At 46.7% G+C, this 24,892-nt stretch carries 16 protein-coding genes; 7 read left to right on the forward strand and 9 right to left on the reverse strand.

All coding sequences use genetic code 11. The annotated features are described in order from the left end of the window. Window positions 1–112 precede the first annotated feature (112 nt). The 8 genes from C1N53_RS16835 to C1N53_RS16870 form a co-directional block, all read right to left on the reverse strand. Entirely contained in the window at window positions 113–1,555 is a 1,443-nt protein-coding gene (locus tag C1N53_RS16835) for an NAD(P)/FAD-dependent oxidoreductase (protein WP_137760419.1), read from the reverse strand. 168 nt (window positions 1,556–1,723) lie between these two features. Continuing rightward, window positions 1,724–2,689 (reverse strand): type IX secretion system membrane protein PorP/SprF, encoded by a 966-nt coding sequence (locus C1N53_RS16840; protein WP_137760420.1) that lies wholly within the window; start codon window positions 2,687–2,689, stop codon window positions 1,724–1,726. A gap of 5 nt (window positions 2,690–2,694) precedes the next feature. After that, a complete protein-coding gene (locus C1N53_RS16845; protein WP_168194051.1) occupies window positions 2,695–5,364 on the reverse strand; it encodes a gliding motility-associated C-terminal domain-containing protein in 2,670 nt (889 codons plus the stop codon). 635 nt (window positions 5,365–5,999) lie between these two features. Next, entirely contained in the window at window positions 6,000–6,632 is a 633-nt protein-coding gene (locus tag C1N53_RS16850; RefSeq protein ID WP_137760422.1) for a hypothetical protein, read from the reverse strand. Between the two features lie 270 nt (window positions 6,633–6,902). Then, window positions 6,903–8,690, reverse strand: coding sequence for a cytochrome-c peroxidase (locus C1N53_RS16855; RefSeq protein ID WP_137760423.1), 1,788 nt, complete (start codon window positions 8,688–8,690; stop codon window positions 6,903–6,905). A gap of 89 nt (window positions 8,691–8,779) precedes the next feature. Then, window positions 8,780–10,261 carry a hypothetical protein gene (locus tag C1N53_RS16860; RefSeq protein ID WP_137760424.1) on the reverse strand — a complete coding sequence of 494 codons (1,482 nt, stop codon included), beginning with the start codon at window positions 10,259–10,261 and terminating at the stop codon, window positions 8,780–8,782. 176 nt (window positions 10,262–10,437) lie between these two features. Beyond that, entirely contained in the window at window positions 10,438–12,414 is a 1,977-nt protein-coding gene (locus C1N53_RS16865) for a tetratricopeptide repeat-containing sensor histidine kinase (RefSeq protein ID WP_137760425.1), read from the reverse strand. Window positions 12,415–12,739: 325 nt separating this feature from the next. Next, a complete protein-coding gene (locus C1N53_RS16870; protein WP_137760426.1) occupies window positions 12,740–13,654 on the reverse strand; it encodes a pirin family protein in 915 nt (304 codons plus the stop codon). 184 nt (window positions 13,655–13,838) lie between these two features. Between C1N53_RS16870 and C1N53_RS16875 the strand changes: the two genes are divergently transcribed. The 3 genes from C1N53_RS16875 (at window position 13,839) to C1N53_RS16885 (ending at window position 18,476) form a co-directional block, all read left to right on the forward strand. Next, window positions 13,839–14,885, forward strand: a complete 1,047-nt coding sequence (locus C1N53_RS16875; protein WP_137760427.1) for an LLM class flavin-dependent oxidoreductase — start codon at window positions 13,839–13,841, stop codon at window positions 14,883–14,885. A gap of 74 nt (window positions 14,886–14,959) precedes the next feature. Next, window positions 14,960–16,927: a sialate O-acetylesterase gene (locus tag C1N53_RS16880; RefSeq protein ID WP_137760428.1), complete on the forward strand. Its 1,968-nt coding sequence runs from the start codon at window positions 14,960–14,962 to the stop codon at window positions 16,925–16,927. 25 nt (window positions 16,928–16,952) lie between these two features. After that, window positions 16,953–18,476, forward strand: a complete 1,524-nt coding sequence (locus tag C1N53_RS16885; RefSeq protein ID WP_137760429.1) for an acetylxylan esterase — start codon at window positions 16,953–16,955, stop codon at window positions 18,474–18,476. Between the two features lie 133 nt (window positions 18,477–18,609). Here the strand turns inward: C1N53_RS16885 and C1N53_RS16890 are convergent, their stop codons facing one another. After that, window positions 18,610–19,356 (reverse strand): NUDIX domain-containing protein, encoded by a 747-nt coding sequence (locus C1N53_RS16890; protein WP_168194052.1) that lies wholly within the window; start codon window positions 19,354–19,356, stop codon window positions 18,610–18,612. Window positions 19,357–19,569: 213 nt separating this feature from the next. Between C1N53_RS16890 and C1N53_RS16895 the strand changes: the two genes are divergently transcribed. The 4 genes from C1N53_RS16895 to C1N53_RS16910 all read left to right on the forward strand — a co-directional run bounded on the left by C1N53_RS16895 (window position 19,570) and on the right by C1N53_RS16910 (window position 24,791). Then, the gene (locus tag C1N53_RS16895; RefSeq protein ID WP_137760430.1) at window positions 19,570–20,445 is read left to right on the forward strand and encodes an alpha/beta hydrolase family protein; all 876 of its coding nucleotides are present in this window, start codon (window positions 19,570–19,572) and stop codon (window positions 20,443–20,445) included. A gap of 71 nt (window positions 20,446–20,516) precedes the next feature. Beyond that, window positions 20,517–21,401, forward strand: a complete 885-nt coding sequence (locus tag C1N53_RS16900; protein ID WP_137760431.1) for an alpha/beta hydrolase family protein — start codon at window positions 20,517–20,519, stop codon at window positions 21,399–21,401. A gap of 201 nt (window positions 21,402–21,602) precedes the next feature. Continuing rightward, window positions 21,603–23,237, forward strand: a complete 1,635-nt coding sequence (locus C1N53_RS16905) for a carboxylesterase/lipase family protein (RefSeq protein ID WP_371415934.1) — start codon at window positions 21,603–21,605, stop codon at window positions 23,235–23,237. A gap of 3 nt (window positions 23,238–23,240) precedes the next feature. Further along, window positions 23,241–24,791, forward strand: a complete 1,551-nt coding sequence (locus C1N53_RS16910; protein WP_137760432.1) for a carboxylesterase/lipase family protein — start codon at window positions 23,241–23,243, stop codon at window positions 24,789–24,791. Window positions 24,792–24,892: the final 101 nt, after the last annotated feature.

Here is a 24,892-nt window from a genome sequence, read left to right on the forward strand (position 1 = left end):
TTGCTCAAAACACCTCATAATGCGCGCAGTTCCTGTGAGCGTCTGCTCCATTTCAGCCCTTTCTCTTAAGCCTTTTACTTCAGCTAAAAAAGCTTAGGAGAGAAGTATACACTTACAATTTCAAGCTAATGCCATAATGATCTTTCAGCACCCTTCTGGCGGCATAAAAACCACACATACCATGCACACCTGCACCGGGCGGAGTAGAAGAGGAGCAGATATAAACATCTGAAAGCGGCGTGGAATAAGGAGATATTCTGATGGCTGGTCTGGTGAAAAGCTGCCGGAGATCGGTTACGCCGCCTGTAATATCACCTGCTATATAGTTGGCGTTATAGGCATTTACTTCAGCTGTGTGCATGGTATGCCTTTCCAGGATAACATCTTTAAAACCTGGCGCAAAAGATTCGATCTGGTTTTCGATGGCAGCAGTCATATCCAGCGTAGAGCCTTTCGGCACATGGCAATACGCCCAGCCTGTATGCTTCCCTTCCGGGGCCCTGGTGGCATCAAACAAACTGTGCTGCGACAGTAGGATGTACGGCTTCTCTGAGTGTTTCCCCTCCCATGCCTCCCGCTCCGAGATAGCTATTTCTTCTATAGTCCCTCCGATATGCACGGTGCCTGCCTTGTTGCAATCAGCTGCTTTAAACGGTATAGGCTCGCTGAGGGCATAGTCTATTTTAAAGATGCCCGGCCCATAACGGTAATTTTCCAGCTGTTTTTTGTAGAGCGTTGGAAATTTCAGTCCCTGGATCTGCAGCAGTTGCCGGGGCGTGATATCGAAAAGTTTAATTTTGGCAAACTCCAGTTCCTGCATAGCAGTAACCGGATGGTCTGTTTCTACTTCACCGCCTATAGATCTGAAGTAGGAAACCAAGGCATCTGCCAGCTTCTGTGTTCCTCCCTTCGGGAAAGGCCAGCCATATTTGTGCCCCACCACCGCCAGCACCAGGCCAATAGCAGAGGTAATGCCATGCTCTAAGGGTCTGACAGAGTGAGCCGCCAATCCGGCCAATAAGCCTTTGGCATATTGCTCTTTAAATAATCGGTTTGCTAAGCCTGTAGCTGATTGCAAAGCATTTAAGCCGAACTTAGCCAAATCAATGGGGTGCTTCGGAAATGGGTTAAGAGGGCCCAAGAGATCTGGACCAATATTTTCCCAGGTTTCTGCCAATGGCTTCATAAACCTGATATAAGTATCTCCATCTACTCCCAACGAAGCTGCTGTTCTACTAAACGATTGGCTCATTACGGCTGCTTCTCCATTTAGAAAAGGATGCGCTAAGGCCAGTTCAGGATTAACCCACTCAAGCCCATGCTCCTGCAGTGGTAGCGAGTTGAAGAAAGGAGAGTAGATGCCCATAGGATGTACTGCCGAGCACACATCATGCACAAAACCCGGTAGTGTAAGCGGCATAGAGCGCATTCCTCCGCCCGGTGTAGGCTTTGCCTCTATTACCTTAACAGCTAAGCCCTTTTGTTGCAAGGCAATGGCTGCTGCTAGTCCGTTAGGTCCTGAGCCAACTACAACAGCATCAAATCTTGAATTCATTATAAGCTACGTCTTTCCGGGAGATGATAAGTAAATTTTCGCTACAACTATAGTTAGTTGCATTCATTCTTACAGTTCAACTTTAAAAAGTATATAAAGTTTTAGAGCCGGCACAGAATTTAACGTTAAAGAAAATTCTGTGCCGGCCCTCTGTAGGCTGCTTTTATTTTACCACACCCACTGAGGGCAGATAATCCTTCTGTCGTTCAGGAGTTTAAATCCAATAACAACTTCATGTGTTCCGGAATTAACCCTGTTTAGGTTAGAGATGGAGGCATCGTAAGAATAACCTATGTCCAGCACCGGGCTCACGTAAAAACCTACCATTCCTACCAGGGCATCTTTGTGCCTGTAAGAGGCCCCTACCCAAAAGCGTTCATCATACAGGGCGCGCAGGTTAAAATCCACCATAGTAGGGCTTGGGTTAGCCATTTTCACCATTACAGACGGAATCAGATCTACCTTATAGAGTGCTGCAAAACGGTAACTGCCCGTTACAAAGTAGTGGCGTTGCAAATCTAAAGCAGCCTCTTCGATCTCCACAGACTGAAAGCTGGCAGGATCCTGTAATAGTTGCGCTCCCGCTATCCCAACCGAGAAATTCTTAGAATAAACCCACAGCCCCAGACTTAGATCGAACATATTCTTGTTGATGTTGCCTCCGCCAGCTAAAGGGTCAGGCGTATCGCGATAAAACTGTAGCTCAGATGTATTGATTGAATTTCGGATTAAACCCGCTGCTACACCCGCTGAAGCATTAATGGTGTTTGTTAAGGGCAGGTGGTAAGCGTACGTTCCGGAAATACCTGTACGCCGTAGCGGCCCTGTTTTATCGGTATGTACCACTGCACCTACACCATGATGCGCCAGTGCTTTATGAAATTTATTGCTGGCCGCTCCCTTATTAATAGGCGCATGCGCTGTAACATAGTAAGTAGTAGGAGCTCCATCAATACCAACCCATTGCCTCCTGTTACTTACCCTTATATCGGCATAGTCTTCTATACCACTCAGGGCCGGGTTCATCAGGAAATTGTTGAGCATGTACTGGCTTAATTGCGGGCGCTGTTGTGCCTGCACCTGCCATGATGCAATAGAGAGCAGTGATATAACCAACAGGCATAATTTTCTCATAATTGTTATCTAATAATAGTCACATGGCCGGAAATAGGCTTCTCTGAACTATTGAGGTAAATCATGTAATAATAAGTAGCAACCGGTAAATCCTTCCCGTTATAAGTTCCGTCCCAAGGGGTGCCATAGCCGTTAGAGCTGAATATAAGGCTGCCCCAGCGGTTAAATATTTCTACCCTTACATCAGGGAAGCTCTCGATGTTATCTATCTGCCATACTTCGTTTATGCCATCGCGGTTCGGTGAGAAGGCATTCGGCACAATAATGGCAGGCGTTACTGTTACGGTCACCTCATCGGTAGCTACGCAGCCCTCACGGGTTGTTACTGTTACCGTATAAGTAGTTGTCTCCTGCGGACTTGCAATTGGGTTTGCTACGTTCGGGTTACTTAAACCTGTGGCTGGCTCCCACACATAAGTAGCGCCACCTGTTGCCTGCAGCTGCACCTTGCGGTTCTGTATGATTTCTACATCTTCTCCTGCATTGGCCTGGGCAGTGACAACAGTAATAGTTACAGGTGTTCTTGTGCTAGGACATCCGTTTTCACCTGTTACTTGTACATAATAAGTTACAGTCTGAGTAATACCTTCTAACGGAAAAGAGTTTGTAACTTGGTCAGGAATACCACCTGTAGGTGTTAAATACCATTCCGCTAGTGAATTACCCGGAACAGGCACCACTTCTATAGTACCTGTCGGGTTATCTGCACAGACCACCACATTGCCAGGCACTATTGGTGCTGCCGGTGCTGTATTGATAATTAACTCGACTGGATCAGAAATATGAATACAGTCTCCTATGTAGGCTACTCTTCTAAACCACACCCGCTGGTTTAGGGCAGTTGCTTCATAATCAGGAAGTGAATTATTGCCCTCGGCAGCAGAAAATCCTGCTGTAGGCCCACTGGTACTGATCTCCCATCTATAGTTAGGCTCCTGCCCTCCGCTGCTGGCTCTTTGCCCACGAATGGTTACACTACCCGTAGTCGCACAAACCTGAGGATCGTCTACATAAATAACATTATTTTCGATGGGAGGCCTCACATTGATATTTACGACAGCGCCTATTTCACTTTCACACCCTAGTTCATTTACAGCTACAACATAATACGCTCTGCTTTGTGTAAGAGGGGGAGTTGTATAAAATTGTACCCCTGGAGCAATAGGACTAGCATCGAACTGAGATTCATAAACATTATACCTTGGTCCTGGGGCTGCAGGCCTGATGGTAGCTGTTTCACCTGAACAGATTTCTATGTTAGTGGCTACAGTGGGCGTTAAAGGCAGCCGGTACACGGTTACTATTTGTGGTTGTGGAGCTCCTACGTCATCACTCGTACCACAACCATTTGTTATCCTGACGCTTACCTGATATTCTATCCTGTCTCTGTTATCAGTAGGTGCAGCAAAGGTTAAGGAAGGAATTTGGTCCCTTGATGCCAAAGTTCCGTCTACGAACCATTCATAGGTGACTTCATTGGCAGGAGCAAAGTTCAGATCAAAAAACACACCGCTCTGTTGATCATACCGAATAGTCGTATCGCCGCAAGCCTCTACATCTCCCGGTAACTGAGCTTGCGGATAGCCTACAATAATACTTTGATCTGCCGTATCTACACCACATCCGTTTTCTACTATTAACTGGATATTGAAGATACCAGGCACTGTAAATTCGATTTGCAGCGAATCCTGGTCAAGCCCTCCGTATACAATCTCATAGCCGCCATTGTTCGGCTCCTGTATCTCCCACTTGTATGTAAGGCTACCACCCGAGGAGCTATCTCCTAACGAAACAATAATAGGAGTACAGTTAGGAGGCGTACCCGAGGGCTGCCTATCCATGGTTATATTTGCTTTAGGCTCCTGGTTATAGTTAAATACATACTCAGCCGTAGTTACACAACCGTTTTCACCTACAGCTGTTATTGTAATAGGGTATGAACCTAATTCCGTATATTCTGGGCCTTCTAAAGGAAAAAGGTCTGGGCTACTAACATATGGACCTCCTTCTCCATTTCCATCTCCCCAATCAATGAGGTAGTATTCTATATTATCAGGGGTAATATTGGTTATAACAGCAGTAACGGCAGTATCTTCCGGAGCTACAGTATCTGGCAAACAAATTGAAAAACTGTTTTCTTCTTCGAAATTTAACTCTGGTGAGGGCAAAATGGTAATAGGTAGTGTTTTAGTAACTATTTGACATGGCCCTCTGGATGCGTATACAGTTACTATATAACTACCTGCATTTTCATATTGCTTCGTAGGATTAGGCCCCAAAGCCGAAGTACCATCTCCAAAAAGCCACCTAAACTGAACACCTTCTGTATCTCCAAACACACCGAAAGAGATAGACTCATTTGAGCAAATACCTTCCTGACCTGAATCATCAGGATCGGTTGTGATGATAAAATTGTTAGGAGCGGGATTGAAAACTACAGATAAGTTCTCTGATCGAATATCTGCATTATCACAAAGAGGACTATTAGCAACAACATAATAAATTCCTGCTTCTGTTACTTGTAGTACTGCAGAATTATTCCCAATAGGTTGGTCATTTCTATACCACTCCCAAGTTACATCTTGGTTTTGAACAGGTCCTACACCCCGGAGATTAGCAACAATAGTTTTAGTTTCGCCTGCACACGCCGGCCCATTGCTTGTACTAATTTCCACTGTACAATCAACTGCAAAGTTACTACTGTTGACTAACGGTTGATTATCTTCTGGCAGTGAGGCGAACAAACTACCAAAAGCAGAAAGAAATACAAATAATAAAAACAAGCTTACATGCCTGGGTAAAATTTGGCGCATTACTTCTAGTATAAGGGGTGAATTTTAACCATACCGCTTGTATAGCAACCACTATGTTATTCGCCTGATCAAGCCCGAAAAGCAATTCTCTTTCCGGCTGATGCACCAGGCAGATGGCTCTCTATTTTACAGACCACTACAGCCATCTTACTCAAAGATAACCCAACGTTGCCCTGTTATTATTATAAAAGCAGTTATGACTCTACACTAAAGTTTACTTTAAATTAATATATTAAAAAGCATATACAAAGGCTGTTCTTAAGTCAACCTTTATATAAACAGCGTACCATCGTAATTATTGACCCCAATAACGCTATGAACGTTGCATCGAAATATCTATAATCAAACACGGCAGCTTCGATATGAACAATAAAAAGAAGTACTTTAACGTTATTACTCCAGTTGCTCTTCCAGTACATGCCGGTTAAAGCCAATCTTCCTTTTAGTATCTTATATTACGTAAAAGGGGCTGATTTATTGTATTCTGCAGCTGTTTGCTACACTTCTTCCGCCTCTTCTAAATGCACAAAATAGCGGGTAATTTTATCCCACTGCAGATCCTGAAATCCGGCCCAGCCTCCTGCAGCTATTAAGGTATTCAGCATAGAACGATCTCCGGCCTCTTCTCCCTGGTTATTAATGCCTTCATTCTTGCCTATTTCGTAGCCTATAAGTTTTGCTCCCTGTCTCTCTACTTTAAAAGTGCTGCTTGCTTCTTTTATAAAGAAATGCTGCACCACCTCTTCTTCCTCTGTTAGTTCTTTAGGCTTTTCGCTGGGGTGCACCACAAACTCAGCCATATTTTCTTCTACATGTACCTGGCTCACCTGCACCCAGTTTTCTATAGTAGAAGCAGGCAGAATAATCCGGATATAATATCCTTCTTCTGGCACAGGGGCTGTGGTTCTTCTCCCTCTGTTATCGAAAAGCTGGAACGTAGAATTAATACCATTCAGGTTAGACCACAAGTCTATATGAAACAGCTTCTCCTTCGCCCGCTGAAATTCTTGTATGGCTGTAGCCTCGTCAGGAAAAGTATTCTCGTTGGAGAACAGCTTATCTTTTGTTTCTTCGCCCTGTACTGCCTTTACTTCTTTCTTTACCTTATTTACAATATCCTTCAAGCCCATATGTTGACTGCCTCCTTCAGCTTTAACCTTATACCAGCTTTCTGATTACGAGAGGGGAAAGAAGATGTTGATAAATTCGTTAAGGATAAATGAAAAATTATAACTCATAAGTGCTAAATTTTATTTATACTTTGTAATAAAGTTCTAGTTAATTCTGTCTCAATTGAGGGAATGATAAATTTCGATGTATTAGTATTCTCTGATAGCAAAATAGCCCGGCTACTCATGTAGAGTAGCCGGGCTATTTTGCTATGCCCTTAAAAACAAAATTTATGGCGCTACCTCATCAGTGAGGGTATGCAGAAATGCGATGACAGACTGTATCTCTTGCTCTGTTAAATGAAGCGGGTCGGGAGGAAGTGTCTGGTTATCTAACTGCAAACCTAAGCCCTGGGCACCTCCCTTGTTATAGAAGTTCATTACCTCCTCCAACGTTTCATAGGCACCGTTATGCATATAGGGTGCGGTTTTGGCTATATTTCGGAGTGTAGGAGTTTTGAAGGCATAACGTAGCTCTTCCATTTTGCTGTGTATATAACGCCCCTCATCAGAATCCAACGTCGGATGAGGAGCCCTGGGATCTTGCAAAACACCGAGTACTTCTGCTTCTGTGTTGTTGAAAGAAGGAGCGGCAGTGCCATTAAACACAGGCAAAAAATGACAAGTGCCACACTTGGCCTTTCCCATAAACAGGTTAAACCCTTGAACTTCCTGCACTGTCAGCAATTGTTCTTCGCCACGCATGTGGCGGTCGAAGCGGGAGCTAAAAGGCGTAAGAGAGCGGACGTAACTAGCAAGAGCAATCATAACATGCTTTGGCTGTATTTCTGTCTCCATTTGCGGAAAAGCTTGCCGGAATGACTGCTGATATGCCACTTGCTGGTTCAGGCGAAAAGCAGCCTCTTCGACAGAGCCATGCATCTCATCTTTGTTACGGATTACATCTACTGCCTGACTTTCGAGTGTGCTGGCTCTCATATCATAAAACTGCGCATGCTGAAGGCTGGCATAGTACAGGGTAGGGGCATTGCGCTGTACAAACTTACCTTCTTCCACGGCAGCACTTTTAGGCAACCCATCTGTAAAGGCCAGTTCCGGTTTATGGCAACTGCCACAGGTACGGGTGCCTCCTGATACTACTGGCGAAAAGAAAAGAGTTTTACCTAAAGCAATCTTTTCAGGGGTCGCCATTGCCTCGGCAGAACCGGCAAACACATTAGCATTTAAGGCATTTCGGTCAAAAAGCGTAGCTGCTTTATCGTTCAACACCAGCTTTGCATCCACCGGATCGATCCCCAGCTCTTCCTGCCACCTTACCAGTTCTGCCGTAATAGGATTGGCAAAGCGGGCAATAAACGCCATACGGTTAAAGCCATCGAAGTCGTAGTTTTCGGAAGTGTAGGCAATAGCCTGCTGTAAAAGCTGCTCCAGCAGTTTGTTCCCGCCAAAGAAGGAAAGTACTTTTTGTACTGCTTTTAAAGACACGGCAGCCTCTTGTATACCTGTAGCTGTTATGGGAGTGTCGAAACCGGATATACCCAATACAATTATTCTGAAAATCTCCTGCTTACAGGCCGCAAGCACATTGGCATCAGAAAACTCCATGCTCTCGAGTATAACACGGGCACGACCAGAAACAGAGATAAACTTTTTCACTTCCCGCACCAGCTCCTCGCGATTGCCTTCCTCAAATTCAGGAAACAGATACTCCTCTATTACCTGCAGGCCTGAGGGCTCAAAGCTTTTTGTTTCTTCAATCTCCAGCTCCGGCAAAGGTGCTCCGTTCATTTCTTTGCTTGCTGTAGGGGCGTAATACTCCGTAAACATTTCTACCTGTTTATATGCCCGGCGTGTCTCCAGAAAAGCGGCCTGAACAGAATCGGCAGGGCCGGTGGCGGCAAGACGCAACAACTTATTGGTTGCAACTGCCTGTAGCGTATCAAAATTTGTAAGTAAATATCCTTTTGATTGCTCAGCAGGTGCTAAAGGGTGGTTTGACTTGCAGTAACACATCAGCACCGCCAGAAACGCAACCAAAACTATCAAGCTATTTTTCATAAGAGCCGTTAAGCTTCTTCTTATAAGAATGAAAAAGCAAAGCCTCCTTTACCAGGCAGGCTTTGCTCTAAATTATAATTTGAAATTTACTAGCGGGGAACGTTAGTTAGAATAACAGTCTGTCCGCCTTCATTATTTGAAGACAAACCACTTCCATCGGCATTCAGAAACTTGCTATGCCTCCAGGTATGCGGGTGAATATTCACTACAAAAGTACCAGGCTTGCCCACCAGGTCAGACACATCGAACATCGCACCATACTCCCAACTGCTCAGGCGGGCATCATTCGAAGGATTGTACTTGGCATTAAACGTTGCATCGGTACGGCGGTGATTCATTTCCAGCATCGGTTTAAGTGCTTTTGACCTTATATCATACTGCCAGATGCGACCGTCGTGGCTTGTTGCCTGGTAAAAAGAGTCTCCGTCTTCCTGTATGTAAACATAATTTTCTGTTACACAAAGGTTATCAGGGTTTACAAGGCTTTTACCCGGATCGCTGTTACCATCGAGTAGCGGAGTAATTTTACCACTTAGCGGACTGTTAGCATCTAATTCCAGTTTATACAGGCGGCCCCACATAGTAAAGCCAGGCGCAGGGTTAATTTTATCAGGACTTACACCCGTAGATACAAAATACAGTACTCTATTAGCAGTTGCAGAGCCTTTACCATAATCAAGGTCTTCTACACGGGCAAATTGAATGGCATTTTTCTCCACCGTTTGTGCTGCCAGCTGAGCGCCGGTACTTGAGCTTACGTTAGTATATTCTACAAACTCAACTTCATAACTCTGCCCAACCTGCATATCCGTTTCAACTGTATTCTTGTCTTTACGACGCAACATGTAAAGTTTTCCATTTTGCAGATCGCCAACAGTATTGGACACATACATATTTACCTGCCCCATACTATTCGCGGGATTACTTTCGTCTTCCCCAATAAAGATAACGGTTTTGCCATTGTAAGCTGTTTTAGGAAGTGGCACTGCATTTTCGGCACTGCACTTACCCAAAGCTGGCAAGGTGCGGTCGGTACGGCTTTTCTCGCTTACATTACCTAACGGGTTTATGGCATGAATCATAGATTCTACACCACTCTCACCGGCAGTTAAGAATATAGGCCCGAAACCATGCTCCTCCGGAGTAGCTAGCGTAGCTGAGCAAAGTCGCCACATACCACCGGCTCCGTCTACAATGTATTCTCCTTTAACAGGTTTAAAAGTTTTATCCAGATACACCCGCGATACCGACTGCAGAATTTCATGGTTTGTAACCATGATGAACCCTTCCCCGTTCGGGTTACGCATAATGCCACCGCCATCAGGCTGAGCACCATAAACAAAACCCGGCGACTGCTCCAGTACATCGTCGCTGCTGATCAAAGTTTTTATTCTGATACTTTCAAAACCCGGCAGTGTTCTTACAAGGGAGGGAGTTACAGAATAATCTGTATCATTCCATTCTACCATAGGTTCCTCAATAGATACGATGTCGTCGTCTTTGCAACCTGATAAAATGACTGAGGCCATTAGCATGGTAAGGCCAAGTTTAGCACTAGTAAAGTTTTTCATAGCATAATCTAATTATGCTTCAAAACTATAGCTGTAATATTACTCTATTGTTAAAGGAGGTTTACGAATTTGTAAAGCATCAAATGACGGTCCCCTTGCCAAAGAACCAAACAATGTGCTTGATTGCACAGATCATTTCAGTAACTGCTAAACGTTAAAATGTTTATGAGGCCCCTCTATACCATATGTTCTTTAGACACAGTGTTCTGAGCAAGGGCTAGAGGAGGTTTAGGCAGCGTAACATAAAAAATACTGCCCTCCTGCTCTTTACTTTCTGCAGCAATACTGCCGCCAATACTGTGCATGAAGTCTTTGGAAAGCTTTAATCCTAATCCTGTCCCTTTTTCCTTGGCAGTTCCAGTTGTTGTAAACTGTTCATTGTCTTTAAACAACTTTTTTAAATTGTCAGGGGCTATCCCTTTTCCATTGTCAGCTACCATAAGCACAATCTTATCTTGTGCATCTCTTGTGTTTATGACAACCTGCCCTCCCTCATATGTAAATTTAATGGCGTTCATCAACAGGTTGCGCACTACAAAGCTTAACCTTTCTCTGTCTCCTAGAGCAAAAGCATCTACCGGTACCGCATTCTTTAGTATAATGTTCTTGTGCTCGGCCTGCGTTGCAACAAACTGCATGTTCTCCTCTATCAGCTGATGCAGCCATAGCGGTTCCAGGAAAACACCTCCTCCTTTTAGCTGATTTTTAGACCAGGCCAAAAGGTTATCCAGCATATTCATAACAGCATCAACCTGCTTGTTCAGAAGTAATAGGTATTTTTTTACTTCTTCGTGAGACATAGGCCTGCGCTGAGCCAGATTTAAAATACTTCTTAAAGATGCAAAGGGCGACCTAAGATCGTGCGATACAATGGAAAACAGCTTGTCTTTCATCAGTCCGTTTTCTTCCAGGCTTTTATTCTGATTGGTAATAGTTTCGTTTAGCCTTTCGAGCTGCACAGAGGCTTTTGCAATTTCTTTGTTTTTAGTAGCAAGCACTATGCTGTAGTCTTTTACTTTTTTATAGTTCTTATACCACATAAGCGCCAGAAGAGAAAGCATTACCAGGCCCAGGCAGGCAACGGCAAGAATTACATTGGTAAGCTCAGCCTGTTGCTGCGCTTCAAATGCCTGCTTCTCATAAACCAACTGTTCTTCCTGTTTCTCTTTAAGAATATCCAGAAAACCTAATGCTTCGCTCTTCTCTTCCTTGAAAGCCTGCTTTTGCCTTTCGATTAGCATATCCTGCCACTTTATCAATTCCGGATAATTACTGGTGGCTTTGTATACCGCTATCAAGTTATCCATGGCGGCTTCTTCGAGCTCCGAGGCCGGAACAGCCTGTGCATGCTGCAAAGCTTCTGTAGCCAACTGAATAGCAGTTTTATATGCTTTCTCTCTTAGAGCAACCTCCGATAACTTGTTTTTGGTTAAAGATAAGCCATAGTTATCGCCTTTGTGTTCATCTAAAACAAGCGCTTGTGCAAAATGCTCTTTAGCAGCAGCATATTCCTCCTTCTGCAGGTAAACAAGCCCCAGATGATAATGAGCTTTCTTAAGCCCGTAGCCATAGTTTGCTTGCTTGCTTGTAGTTAAAGCCTCGGTAAAATATTTTTCTGCTACTTTCAGGTCATGCTGTTTCAGCTTTACCAGGCCCAAGCTGTTGGTTATGTTTACCAAGTCATCCTGACGGCCTAAGGCAGTATAGCTTTGTTTCGCCTGCTTGTAAAGCACTTCAGCCTCTGTCAGGTTTTCCGCCTCCAGCAAGGCATTCCCTATTTGCTGATTTGCCCTAGCAACATTAAGTGTATCTGCAACCTGTTTACTAAGCTCCAGGGCTCTGTAATAAAGGCCAAGTGCCTTTTCCGAATAGCTGTTTTGTTGGTATATGCCCGCCTCATATAATAAATTAGTAGCCCTGCCCTTTTTATAGTCATAGTCATCGGCCAGTCGGGCGGCTTTCGCCAGCAGCGTTAATGCCACATCCGTATTTTTCCGTTTGGCCTCAAAGGCTGCTTCATTCAGAGAGTCTATCTTTTGGTAAATAGCTGCATCAGAACCCAATGCGTCTGGTCTGGCACCTTGAGCGAAGGAAACACCTAAAAAAAAACTAAAGCTGATGAAGGCAACAAGAAGCTGTAAGCGTAGCCTCATATAAAGAATCTAAAAACAGTTATTCCCTGATACAGTTTGCAAGCCAACTAACAAACCAAAATTAAATTAAAATTGCACCGTTTAATACGGCAAAAACAACGCAATATATTGTATTTCAGCAAATATTATCTCAGTAAACATACGCAATATTTACACTGGCTTCGTTTATTTGAATTCACTTCTGAAATAGTGTTCAAACCTCTTATGTAACCAATTTTCAAACATATGGTTTTGAAGTATATGCTCTTTTACTAACCTTTATTCCAGCGTAAAAGCAGCACGCTTCCCTAAAGCATATCTATACACAATGGTGGGAGGAGTTTTCTCAGGACAGTGCTTGTGGCGACGGACTTCCTGCCGGTCTGGAGCGATCTTCCGGAAGCGGGACAAACTCATGGTTATCTGTAGGAGGTAAAATAATACGGCCTTCTTTCCAGTCTGCTTTAGCCTGTTCGATACGGTCTTTCCTAGAAGAGACAAAGTTCCACCATATAAATCGCTCGCCTAAAGGCTCGCCTCCCAGCAACATCAGAACTGATGCCTCTTTTGCAAGCAGAACAGGATCTACACCTTTGTTAAAAACCAGCATCTGGCCTGCTGTATACCCCCTTCCAGAAACTTCTATACTCCCTTTAGCAATATAAATACCCCGTTCAGAGTGCTCCCTCGGCAAGCCGAACCGTGCCCCCTGATCCAGCACAACATGCAGGTAAAATAAGGGAGAGTGTGTTTTTACATCATTTTTAAGTCCAAAAGCATTTCCTGCAATTAACCTCATCCATACTCCTTTATCTGTAAAAACGGGTAGTTGCTCCGGCTTATAGTTATCAAAAGCAGGTGCCGCTTCTTCATCTTTTTCTGGTAGTGCCACCCAAGTTTGAATCATCTCTAATGTTCCGCCTGCCAGCACTGCAGGGTCTTCGAACCGTTCCGAATGCGCAATGCCACTACCAGCCGTCATCCAGTTTACTTCTCCCGGACGAATAACCTGCTCTACGCCCAGGCTGTCGCGGTGTGTAACCTGCCCTCCGAACAAGTAGCTTACTGTAGACAAACCTATATGCGGATGTGGCAGCACATCCATGGAAGCCGTTAACGGAGGCTGTACATCAACAGGCCCTGCATGGTCCATAAAAATAAACGGGCCAACCATCCTGCGCAGGCGAAAAGGCAGAATCCTGCGCACATCCATACCAGGTGCCAGGGATGCCTTACGGGCTTCTATAACAATGTCCAGCATAGCAAATTATATATTGTCTTCTCTAAATGACGGAATTATTTGCTTAATTGACAAACAGATTTATAAACAATAAAAGTAAATTAACATACAGCCATGCAGCCCCGGCACAATTTAGTCTTATGCAGATCGGGAAACTGTGCTGCAACAGCTGGGTTTTGTTCTCAGATATTAACTAACATTGCCTATGGAAATCGGAATTACCACATTCGTAGAAAACACTCCTGACCCGGCTACAGGGAAATTACGCAGCCCCTATGAACGGATGGCTAACCTGATGGAGGAAGTAGGACTTGCCGACCAGGTTGGCTTAGATGTATTTGCCATAGGCGAGCATCACCGGCCGGATTTTATAGTTTCTTCTCCGGCCGTAGTGCTGGCAGCAGCAGCTGTAAAAACGAAAAACATTAAGCTATCCAGTGCTGTAACAGTACTTAGCTCTGATGATCCTGTACGTGTTTTCCAGGACTTTGCCCATGTAGATCTGCTTTCGAAAGGCAGAGCAGAGATTATAGCAGGCCGTGGTTCTTTTATTGAGTCTTTCCCGCTTTTTGGCAACGACCTGAAAGACTACGATTCTCTTTTCGCCGAAAAACTGGAGCTTCTCACCCAATTAAATAAAAGCGAAAAAGTAACATGGCATGGTAAGCACAGGCCTTCTATCGATAACAGAGGCGTTTACCCAAGGCCTTTCCAGGAGGAACTGCCTGTTTGGGTGGCAGTAGGAGGCACACCGGAATCGGTGGTTAGGGCAGCAAGCAAAGGGTTACCTATGGCCTTGGCTATTATTGGTGGAACACCCGACCGCTTTGTTCCTTTCACACAGCTTTATAAAGAAACCTACACGAAGTCAGGCCACGATGTTGCAAAGCTGCAGCTGGCCATTAATTCCCATGGCTATATTGCCGATGACGCACAAAAAGCCGCTGACGAATTTTATGGCCCCTATGCTTATGTGATGAGTAAGCTCGGGCGTGAACGTGGCTGGCCACCCATGAGCCGAGAGCATTATGAAATGATGCGTGCACCGGAAGGCGCTTTGCTTGTTGGAAGTCCGCAACAGGTTATTGATAAGATTTTATATGAACATGAATTGTTTGGTAATACGCGCTTCCTGCTCCATATAAGTGTTGGCACGTTACCACACGCCAAAGTAATGCGTGCTATAGAACTTCTTGGCACAGTAGTAGCCCCGGCAATCAAAAAAGCGATTGGGGTAAAAGAGCCGCAGTAAGCAGGGCTGTATTTCAAAATGATATCTTAAAAATACAGCTAATTCATATCTATCACTCACCACAAGCACCAACTATGTATCATAGGTTATCAAGAGTAGAAAAAATTAAGTTTACAGGGTTCCTGGTCCTGTTTTTCCTGCAGCTTACAGGCTTTCAGGCGGCAGGCCAGATAAAGTTGCCTCAGCTCATAAGCGATGGAATGGTATTGCAGAGGAATACTAAAACCAAGGTTTGGGGCTGGGCTAGCCCCGGCGAAAAGGTAGCCGTAGCCTTCAAAGGAAAAACCTATCGCACTACTACCGGACAAAATGGCAAATGGAGTGTTACACTCCCCGCTACGCCAGCCGGAGGGCCTTACATGATCGACATAAAAGGCAGTAACCAGCTTACCATAAAAGATGTTCTGGTAGGCGATGTGTACCTGTGCTCGGGGCAATCGAACATGGTTCATCAAATGGCGCTACATAATATTACATATGCTCATGATATTGCCACTGCTGACTTTCCGCAAATAAGGCACTTTGCGGTTCCTACTGCTACCAACTTGAAAGGCCCTGCGGCAGAACTGCCTGGTGGCAGCTGGAAGACAGCCAACCCACAGGATGTGAACAACTTTTCAGCTGTCGCCTATTTCTTCGCCCGTAAACTATATAAACAATACCAGGTGCCAATCGGCCTGATTAATGCCAGCGTAGGCGGCACGCCTATAGAAGCCTGGATGAGCGAGGAGGGCCTTCAGAGTTTTGATGCTGTACTTTTTACAGTTAACAGGAACAGAGACACCAGTTACGTAAATCCGATTGTGCGCCGTTCGGCAGCCATTGCCAATGCAAATCAACAAAAACCTGAGCAGGATAAAGGGCTGACAGGAGAGGTGAAGTGGTACGAATCTGCTTATGAGCCTAAAGGATGGCGAAACATCAATATTCCCGGGTATTGGGAAGACCAAGGCATCAGAGACCTGGATGGTGTAGTGTGGTACCGCCGCGAAATAGACATACCAGCCTCCATGACTGGCGTGCCGGCAAAAGTACACTTGGGCAGGATCGTAGACGCTGATTATTTGTACATCAACGGAAAGCAGGTAGGGCAAACCGGCTATCAATACCCCCAGAGAAGATATAGCATACCGGAAGGCGTACTAAAACCAGGCAAAAACACTTTTGTGGTAAGGGTGCTCAACACAAATGGCAAAGGGGGATTTATTCCGGACAAGCCTTACTTTGTAGAGGCAAATGGCCAGACCGTTGATCTGAAAGGAACATGGCAGTATAAAGTAGGTGAGGCTTACAGACCGGCTACAGGAAACCCAGGAGGACTAAACTTTCAAAACCAGCCCACCGCTCTATACAATGCTATGGTGGCACCAGCCATTCATTATTCTATCAAGGGGATTCTCTGGTACCAGGGGGAAAGCAATGCCGGAAACCCACAGGCTTATAAAAAATTATTACCCGCTTTAATTTCTGATTGGCGCAGTAAATGGCAGCAGGCAGACCTTCCGTTCCTGTATGTGCAGCTTCCGAATTTTATGGAAGTAAACTACCTGCCTTCCGAAAGCAACTGGGCACTTATGAGAGAAGCTGCTCTACAAACCTTATCTGTACCCAATACCGCCATGGCTGTAACTATTGAACTGGGCGAGTGGAACGACATACATCCAGACAACAAAAAGGATGTGGGAGAGCGCTTAGCCCTGGCTGCGCAAAAGTTAATTTACGGCGATAAGAAAGTTGTTTCTTCAGGTCCGCTGTATCAGTCATCAAAAATTGAGGGAAACAAGATCGTTGTTAGTTTTACACATGTAGGAAGCGGCCTAACCGCCATAGATGGAGAAGAACTGAGCTGGTTTGCCATAGCAGGAGCCGACAAAAAGTTCGTGTGGGCTAAAGCGAAGATAGAAGGCGATAAAGTGGTTGTATGGAGCGATGAGGTTCCAGAACCTGCATACGTACGCTACGCTTGGGCCGATAATCCTGATGGGGCGAACCTGTATAACAAAGAAGGTTTACCGGCATCACCATTCAGAACTGATAATTAACACAGGAGCTTCAACAGTTTTCACCGTGAAAAAAGCAATTTACATCCTTTTTGCACTGGCTCTCTCTTCTGCTTCGGCTCAGGAGGCGACAACAGCGGCCGCATCAAAATACACGGCTGTAGTTAATTTTACGGCTGAACAGGATCACCGGCAAATGATGACGCAGTTGGGCATCCAGGGGCTTCGCCCCGGCCCAAGCGGAGATGAAAACGCGCCTAACCATGCCAATTACAACGAGGCACTGGCGAACCCTTACCCGAACCTGCCGGAGCTGCTAACTCTTAAAAACGGCAAAAAGGTGACAACACCGGAGGGGTGGCGAAAACAACGACGACCGGAAATAGCAGAAAATTTTGAGCGGGAAGTTTTTGGGCGTGTGCCGAAAGATGCCCCTAAAGTTACCTGGAAAACCCTGATCTCGGAAAGGGAATATGTGGGCTGGATACCGGTAAATGCGAAAAAACTGGTGGGGCAGGTAGATAACTCATCTTACCCTTTGCTAGAGGTAAATATTGCCATGACCGTTGTTACGCCAGCCAATGCCAAAGGGCCGGTGCCGGTGCTAATGATGTTTGGCCCTAGTGTATTGCCCGCTCCGGCACAACCACCCAAAGAAAGTCTTGAAAAGATAAATGCTGCTTTAAAGGAGTTGCTGGTAAATGCAGACCCTTCGCTGAAGGCTGTATTTGAGCAATATCCGGCTTATAACCCGGTTGTAGCACCCGCACCGAATTTTGGTCCTCCTCCTGCCGGTGATCCTCCTCCCACACACCAACTACTGGCAGCAGGCTGGGGATATGCTTTAATTGAGCCAGGCAGCATTCAGGCCGATAATGGAGCAGGCTTAACAAAAGGCATCATTGGGTTGGTAAATAAAGGGCAGCCGCGAAAACCTGACGATTGGGGCGCACTACGAGCCTGGGCATGGGGTGCTTCGCGCGGCCTGGACTATTTAGAAACTGATCCGGCTGTTAACGCAAAGCAGGTTGGTATTGAAGGTGTTTCCCGTTTCGGAAAAGCGGCTTTGGTAGCCATGGCTTTCGACGAGCGATTTGCCGTGGCTTTGATCGGCTCTTCGGGCGAAGGTGGTGCCAAGCTACACCGACGCAACTTTGGTGAGGCAGTAGAAAGCTTAACCAGTAGCGGCGAGTATCATTGGATGGCAGGCAACTTCTTGAAGTACGGAGCCGCAGAGGCCACTTTTGGAAGCAAAACAGCAAACGACATCCCGGTAGATGCCCATCAGCTTATTGCCTTATGCGCTCCGCGCCCAACTTTTATCAGTTACGGCATACCTGAACAGGGAGATGCCAAATGGCTCGACCAACAGGGCAGTTATATGGCAACGGTAGCAGCCGGCCCTGCTTTTAAACTGTTAGGAGCAAAAGATCTGGGCGTAGGGAATAACTATAAAACAGCTAAAATGCCCGCAGTAAATATCAGCCTTTTAGACGGAGAACTTGCTTGGCGCCAACATGATGGAGGCCACACCGATGCTCCTAACTTTAAGTACTTTATTCCATGGGCCGATAAATTTATCAGAAAGTAAGACATGTTTTATCAGCGCAACCGGATTCAATAGCTTTCTATATCTTGTGGCAAAAAACAAAAGACCGATTAGCAGGAAAAGAGCTTCGCCTATAAATGCTCTTATGTTCAACTCCTTCTGTAATTGCTCCATTTCATTTCTGGTCCTGCATAAACCGGTAAAGGTAAGGCGCCTTGTGCGCCCCGCCGGTCCATTTCTTATCTACCCGTTCCAGAATGCGCAGACCGAGCATCCTGCGCTGAAAGCTGGACCGGTTCAACTTCTCATTCAGAATCGTTTCATGCAATTTCTGCAGCTCGCCCATGGTAAAGGTCTCAGGAAGTAAATTAAAGGCAATGAGCTTCCTATCTAAATTCGTCCGGAGTGTGTCCAGTGCTTTTTGAACCATGGTTTCGTGGTCCAGCATCAAAGGAGGGAGGTTCGACAGGTCATGCCATTCGCAACGGTCCGACAAAGCATCAGGATTCGGTACGGCTTTCGTAAAATCAACCAAGGCGTAGAAACCAACTGAAACGAAACGACCCAGCAGCCAATGATCGTCTGAGGGAGAGATACCTTTTCCTTTCAGAATAGCTTGCAGCGGAGAAGAGTCGTGGCGGCTGCGGTCGCCGAACACGTAAAACTGCTCCAGGAAAATACCCGAAAGCCCTGTCCGTTCGCTAAGAGCCCGTTGTGCGGCAACATTCAGATCTTCTTCATTCCGTATAAAACCTGCCGGAAGCGCAAACAACCCTGTGTTCTCATATTCCAGCAATAATACTTTCAACTGATTATGATGAAAACCCAGAATTACAAGGTCAATGGCCAAGCCGGGTAGATAACCTGCACCGCTTGGCTCCATAATGCTTGATAACTTCGTTATGTCTGTTAAAGCTGTCATTCTTCTCTGCGTGGCTAGCAAATTAAAAAAAAAGTATTAATGTCGCAATTTGCAACATTAACTATTGGATTTATCATGTATATATTTTATAATTGTTACATATTGCAACAATAGAATTAGCATACTCGATGGGATGAAGAAACCGATTAGGAAGAAGTAAAATGGAGTATCAAGTTTTTCCCGATTAAGCTGAAATTATTTAACGCTCACCATATGAAGATTTTTCGCCTTTTTCTTTTGACTATCCTCCTGTTGCAGGGTACTCTCTCTTTCGCAGCCAGGGTAGACTCGCTGGACATTCCCAGTGCTGCTATGAACAAAACCTTTAGAGCAGCTGTGGTGCTGCCAAACTCTTATGCCAAAAGCAAAGCAAGCTACCCGGTGCTGTACCTGCTGCACGGTGGGGGCGGGCAGTTCAGCGACTGGCTCCGGCAAACGCCTGATAAGCAGTTGCTCCATAGACTGGCTGACCAGTACAACCTGATTATTGTGACGCCGGAAGGGGAAAGATTGGGTGGTTACATCGACAGCCCTGTGAAGCCGGATAACAAGTTTGAGACCTATATCACAAAAGAAGTTATCACAAAGATTGACAAAACCTACCGTACCATCCGCGACCGCAAAGGGCGCGTGATTACAGGCCTCAGCATGGGCGGACATGGCGCCCTTTACCTGGCTACCCGTCACCCGGACCTGTACAGTGCAGCGGGCAGCATAAGTGGTGCCCTTGATTTGGATCCGAAGCACTGGAATATTACCCCAGAGTTTGCGGAGCAAATTAAACCTGCCTTTGCCAATATTTTAGGTCCGCTGGGAGGCAAGCCGGACTATTATGCCGCAAATTCAGTAGTGCATATGGCAGACCGGATGAAAGAAAATGATGTGAAGCTGGTAATAGACTGTGGGGTGGATGATTTTCTGATTGAGCCAAACCGGGAGCTGCACCGTCGCCTGGTGTACAACAATACGCCGCATGACTATACTGAACGCCCTGGCGGCCATACCTGGGACTACTGGGAAAACTCTTTGCCGTATCACGTGCTGTTCTTCAGTAAAATTCTGAGGAGCAACGGTGCCGCGGTGCAATAAGTTATTTAGCCTGCTGCACGCTGATCATGCTGCCTAAACCAAAGTCTATACTTATTCCCCTTTTTTCCCTGATGAAAATACTACACGGATTCCTGCTGCTGGCATTCTTCTGCCTTGCCTTAACTTCCACAACATTGGGCGCTAAAGTTGATACAGTCGTGGTGGCCAGCGCGGCTATGCAGAAGGACATTAAGGCGGCGGTCGTGCTGCCTGCATCCTACAAGAAAGGAAAAAAGGTGTCATTCCCGGTGCTGTACCTGCTGCACGGTGGCACGGGAGGCTACCGCGACTGGCTAAGCAAAACCCCGGATAAAATGCTGTTGCACCGGCTGGCCGACGAGCACAACCTCATCATTGTGACGCCCGACGGAGGGCCTGCCAGTTACTATTTCGACAGCCCTCTGGACAAGACAAGCCAGTACGAAACCTTCATTTCCAAAGAACTGGTAAATAAAATTGACCATTCTTACCGCACCGTTCGCGACCGCAAAGGGCGCGTGATTGCTGGTTTAAGCATGGGCGGCCATGGAGCTTTCTACATTGCCTCTAAACACCCAGATTTGTATGGTGCCGCCGGAAGCATGAGCGGCGTAATGAACATCAATACTGCCACCTGGAAAGTGCCGGCAGAGTTTGCCCAGCTACGGGCACAGAACTTTGCGAACCTGTTGGGGCCACCGCAGGATGCATCCAATCCTTACCCGGCATACACCGCCGTGGGTAGAACAGAAGAATTAAAGAACAGTGGCCTACAGCTGATCTTTGATGTTGGTGTTGATGATTTCCTGATCGATACAAACCGCGACCTGCACCGCCGCTTGTTAGAGAACGGAACCCCGCACACTTACATCGAACGCCCCGGTGCCCACACCTGGGACTATTGGGAAAAAGCTCTGCCTTACCAGGTCCTCTTCCTCACCAACGTCCTAAAGGAAAATGGTACATTGGTACAGTAGCCTGAATTCAATAGAAATCTGTCATGCAGGCAAAAGCCAGAGTAGTGACAGTTACTACATTCGAAATCGCGACTCGCAGCACAAAGTAAAAATACCCGATTTTTAGCTTTGCTTTCTCTACGGTAGCTCAGTCAGCAATCAGGTAAATTACCCCAAGTGTTAGAAACAGTTTTTCCATAATATCCTATAAAACCACATTCTATGCTACATAGTATTAAAAGCAATCTATTACTGGCTGGCCTGGCCCTGCTGCTGGCAGCTAACCCTGGCATGAGCCAGAAGAAAAGCACCTCCACAGATCCGGTACAGGCAGGGGCCAACGTGGCTGTAGCGCAAACCAATAACGGGAAAGTGCGTGGTTATATCCGCAACGGCATTCTCACCTACAAAGGCATTCCGTACGCTAAGGCAGATCGCTTTCAGGTAGCGCAAAAGCCAGCGGCATGGGAGGGCGTGCGTAGCTCCATGTCCTACGGCCCGGTTTGCCCTACCGACCCAACTACCACGGTAAATGATGAAATCGAGTTCCCGTTTCAGCATAACTGGGGCTATACCAATGAGCACTGCCAGAGTCTGAACGTCTGGACCCCCAAGCTGAACGACGGGAAAAAGCGCCCGGTGATGGTGTGGCTGCACGGTGGCGGCTTCACGGCCGGATCGTCTGTAGAGTTGCCTTCTTATGATGGGGAGAACCTGAGCCGCAAGGGCGATGTGGTGGTGGTAACGGTAAACCACCGCCTTAACATACTGGGTTTTCTGGACCTGTCTGCTTACGGCGAGAAGTATAAAGGCTCCGCCAATGCCGGTTTAACCGACCTGGCTATGGCATTGCAGTGGGTGAAGCAGAACATCGAGCAGTTTGGTGGCGACCCCGGCAACGTGACCATCTTCGGCCAATCGGGTGGCGGCGGAAAGGTAACCTCTCTGATGAATGCCCCATCAGCCAAAGGCCTGTTTCAAAAGGCCATTGTGCAAAGCGGCAGCTATATCTCGAACTTTACAGACCCTACACTGGCAAAGCGCGTAAGCGCTGCATTGCTGGAAGAACTGAAACTACAGCCTAACCAGGTAGACTCGTTGCAGAAAATATCTTACGAACGCTTGAATGCAGCCGGTAAAATAGCCATCCGTAAAGTGCAGGAGAGCCTGAAAGCAGAGGGCAAGCAACCGGCTAATTTAGGTTGGGGCCCTATACTGGATGGAGAATTCCTGCCGTACCAGCCTTCCGATCCGGCTGCCATTGCGCTTTCAAAAGACATTCCCTTGATGGTGGGTACAACCAAAACAGAGTTTGCTCCTTTTATACCGACTAACCGTGGCTTAAGCATGGAAGCAGCCAGGGAAAGCCTGCAGAAGAAATTCGGGTCTAAAACAGACGGCTATTTCGCGGCGGTGAAGAAAGCCTATCCAGAGACAGCTACGCCTTCTGATTACGTGCTCTTCGACTTTAACTTCCGCTCCATGGCCATCGATCAGGCCACTCAGAAAGCGAAAACAGGTACCGCACCGGTTTATATGTATTTGTTTACCTGGCAGTCGCCGGTGATGGATGGCATCTATAGCTCTATGCACTGTATGGAGCTGCCCTTCGTGTTCGACAACATCAGCCGCTGTGAGGAAATGACAGGCGGTGGCAAAGATGCGCGTGCACTGGCCGACAAGATGAGCCGTGCCTGGATCAGCTTTGCCCGCACCGGCGACCCAAACCACAAAGGCCTGCCAGCCTGGCCAAAGTATACAGGCGAGAATGGTGCAACCATGCTATTCGATAACACAACTATCGTGAAAAATCACCACGACAGAGAGCTTATCCAAATGGCCACGGCAAACCAGTAATACATGAGAAGCCTCCGAAGCATCATCTTACTCATTGCCTGCACGCTGGGGCTGGCTGCTTTTATCTATAGGGCTCCTGGCCTTGATGTTGTAAAAACAAAGGCTGGTCTGGTAGAAGGTGTCAGAAATCAGGCAGGAGACTTGGTCAGCTTTAAAGGTATTCCCTTTGCGGCACCGCCTGTGGGAGATCTTCGCTGGAAAGCGCCGCAGCCGGTGAAGCCTTGGACGGGTGTGCGCAAAGCCGATGTCTTTGGGCCCAGCCCTATGCAGCCTGAACCGGCACCCTTCAGCATGTGGTCTGCAGAGTTCCTGATTCCGAAGGAACCTATCAGCGAAGACTGCCTATACCTGAACGTCTGGACGGGTGCCCAGTCTGCTGATGAGAAGCGGCCGGTGCTGGTATGGATCTATGGCGGCGGGTTTAACAGTGGCGGAAGTGCCGTGCCAATTTACGATGGGGAGGCCATGGCCCAAAAGGGCATCGTGTTCGTGAGCCTCAACTACAGGGTCGGTCCCTTTGGCTTTTTGGCCCATCCTGCGCTGACAGAAGAATCGGGCAGAAACGCATCAGGCAATTACGGCCTGATGGACCAGGTGGCAGGCTTGCAGTGGGTGAAAGAGAACATTGCTGCCTTTGGCGGTGATCCGAACAATGTCACCATTGCCGGTCAGTCGGCAGGCTCTATGAGCGTGAACGCGCTGGTGGCCTCGCCACTGGCAAAAGGACTGTTTCGGAAAGCCATTGCGCAGAGTGGAGCCAACTTCTCGAGAGGGAGCGCTACGCTGCAGCAGGCCGAGGCGGAAGGTGTAAAGCTGGCTCAGTCGTTGAATGCCGCATCTTTAGATGAATTAAGAAAGGTTCCTGCTAAAGAGCTTCTGCAAAAAGCACAGGGCATGCGCGGCCCTGTCATCGACGGCTATGTGCTGCCCAACACTATTGCAGCCATTTTTGCGGCTGGTGAGCAGAACAAGGTAGACCTGCTGACAGGCTGGAACGAAGACGAAGGCTTGCTATTTGGCCCGATACAGAGCGCAGGCGAATTCCGGAAACAGGCAGCCGAACAGTATGGTGCCGATGCCAAAACTTTCCTGAGTTTTTACCCTGCCTCCACAGATGCAGAGGCAGCAGCCTCACAGTTGAACCTGTCCCGTGATATGATTTTTGATGTGCAGAACTATACCTGGGCCAATGTGCAGAGTGAGCAGGAGAAGAACAAGGTATATGTTTATCGCTTTACCCGCGATGTACCGGCAACAGGTGAGTATGTGAAATACGGCGCCTTTCACACCGGCGAAGTACCATACGCCTACGATAACCTGAAGTTTGTGGTCCGCCCATGGGAACCTCTAGATCATGCACTGGCAAAAACAATGTCTGCCTATTGGGCAAACTTTATCCGCACCGGTAACCCGAATAGCAAAGACCTGCCTCAGTGGCCAGCTTATAATAAAGGCAAAAAGCAGATCATGACGTTCGGTAAAAAGGCCGAGGCAAAACCTTTACCTGACGGAGCAGCCTTAGACTTTCTGCACAGCAAGATGAGCAGCAGGTAGTTTCAAAATTTAATGCATATTTAGTTAAGAGTAGCAGGAGTGGGTTTCCTGGATCAGGTATAAAGCTGACGAAGGATGCATAACCTGGATACAGGAGCCCA

The organism is Pontibacter sp. SGAir0037, from assembly GCF_005491705.1.
In the GTDB taxonomy this organism is placed as follows: Bacteria; Bacteroidota; Bacteroidia; order Cytophagales; family Hymenobacteraceae; genus Pontibacter.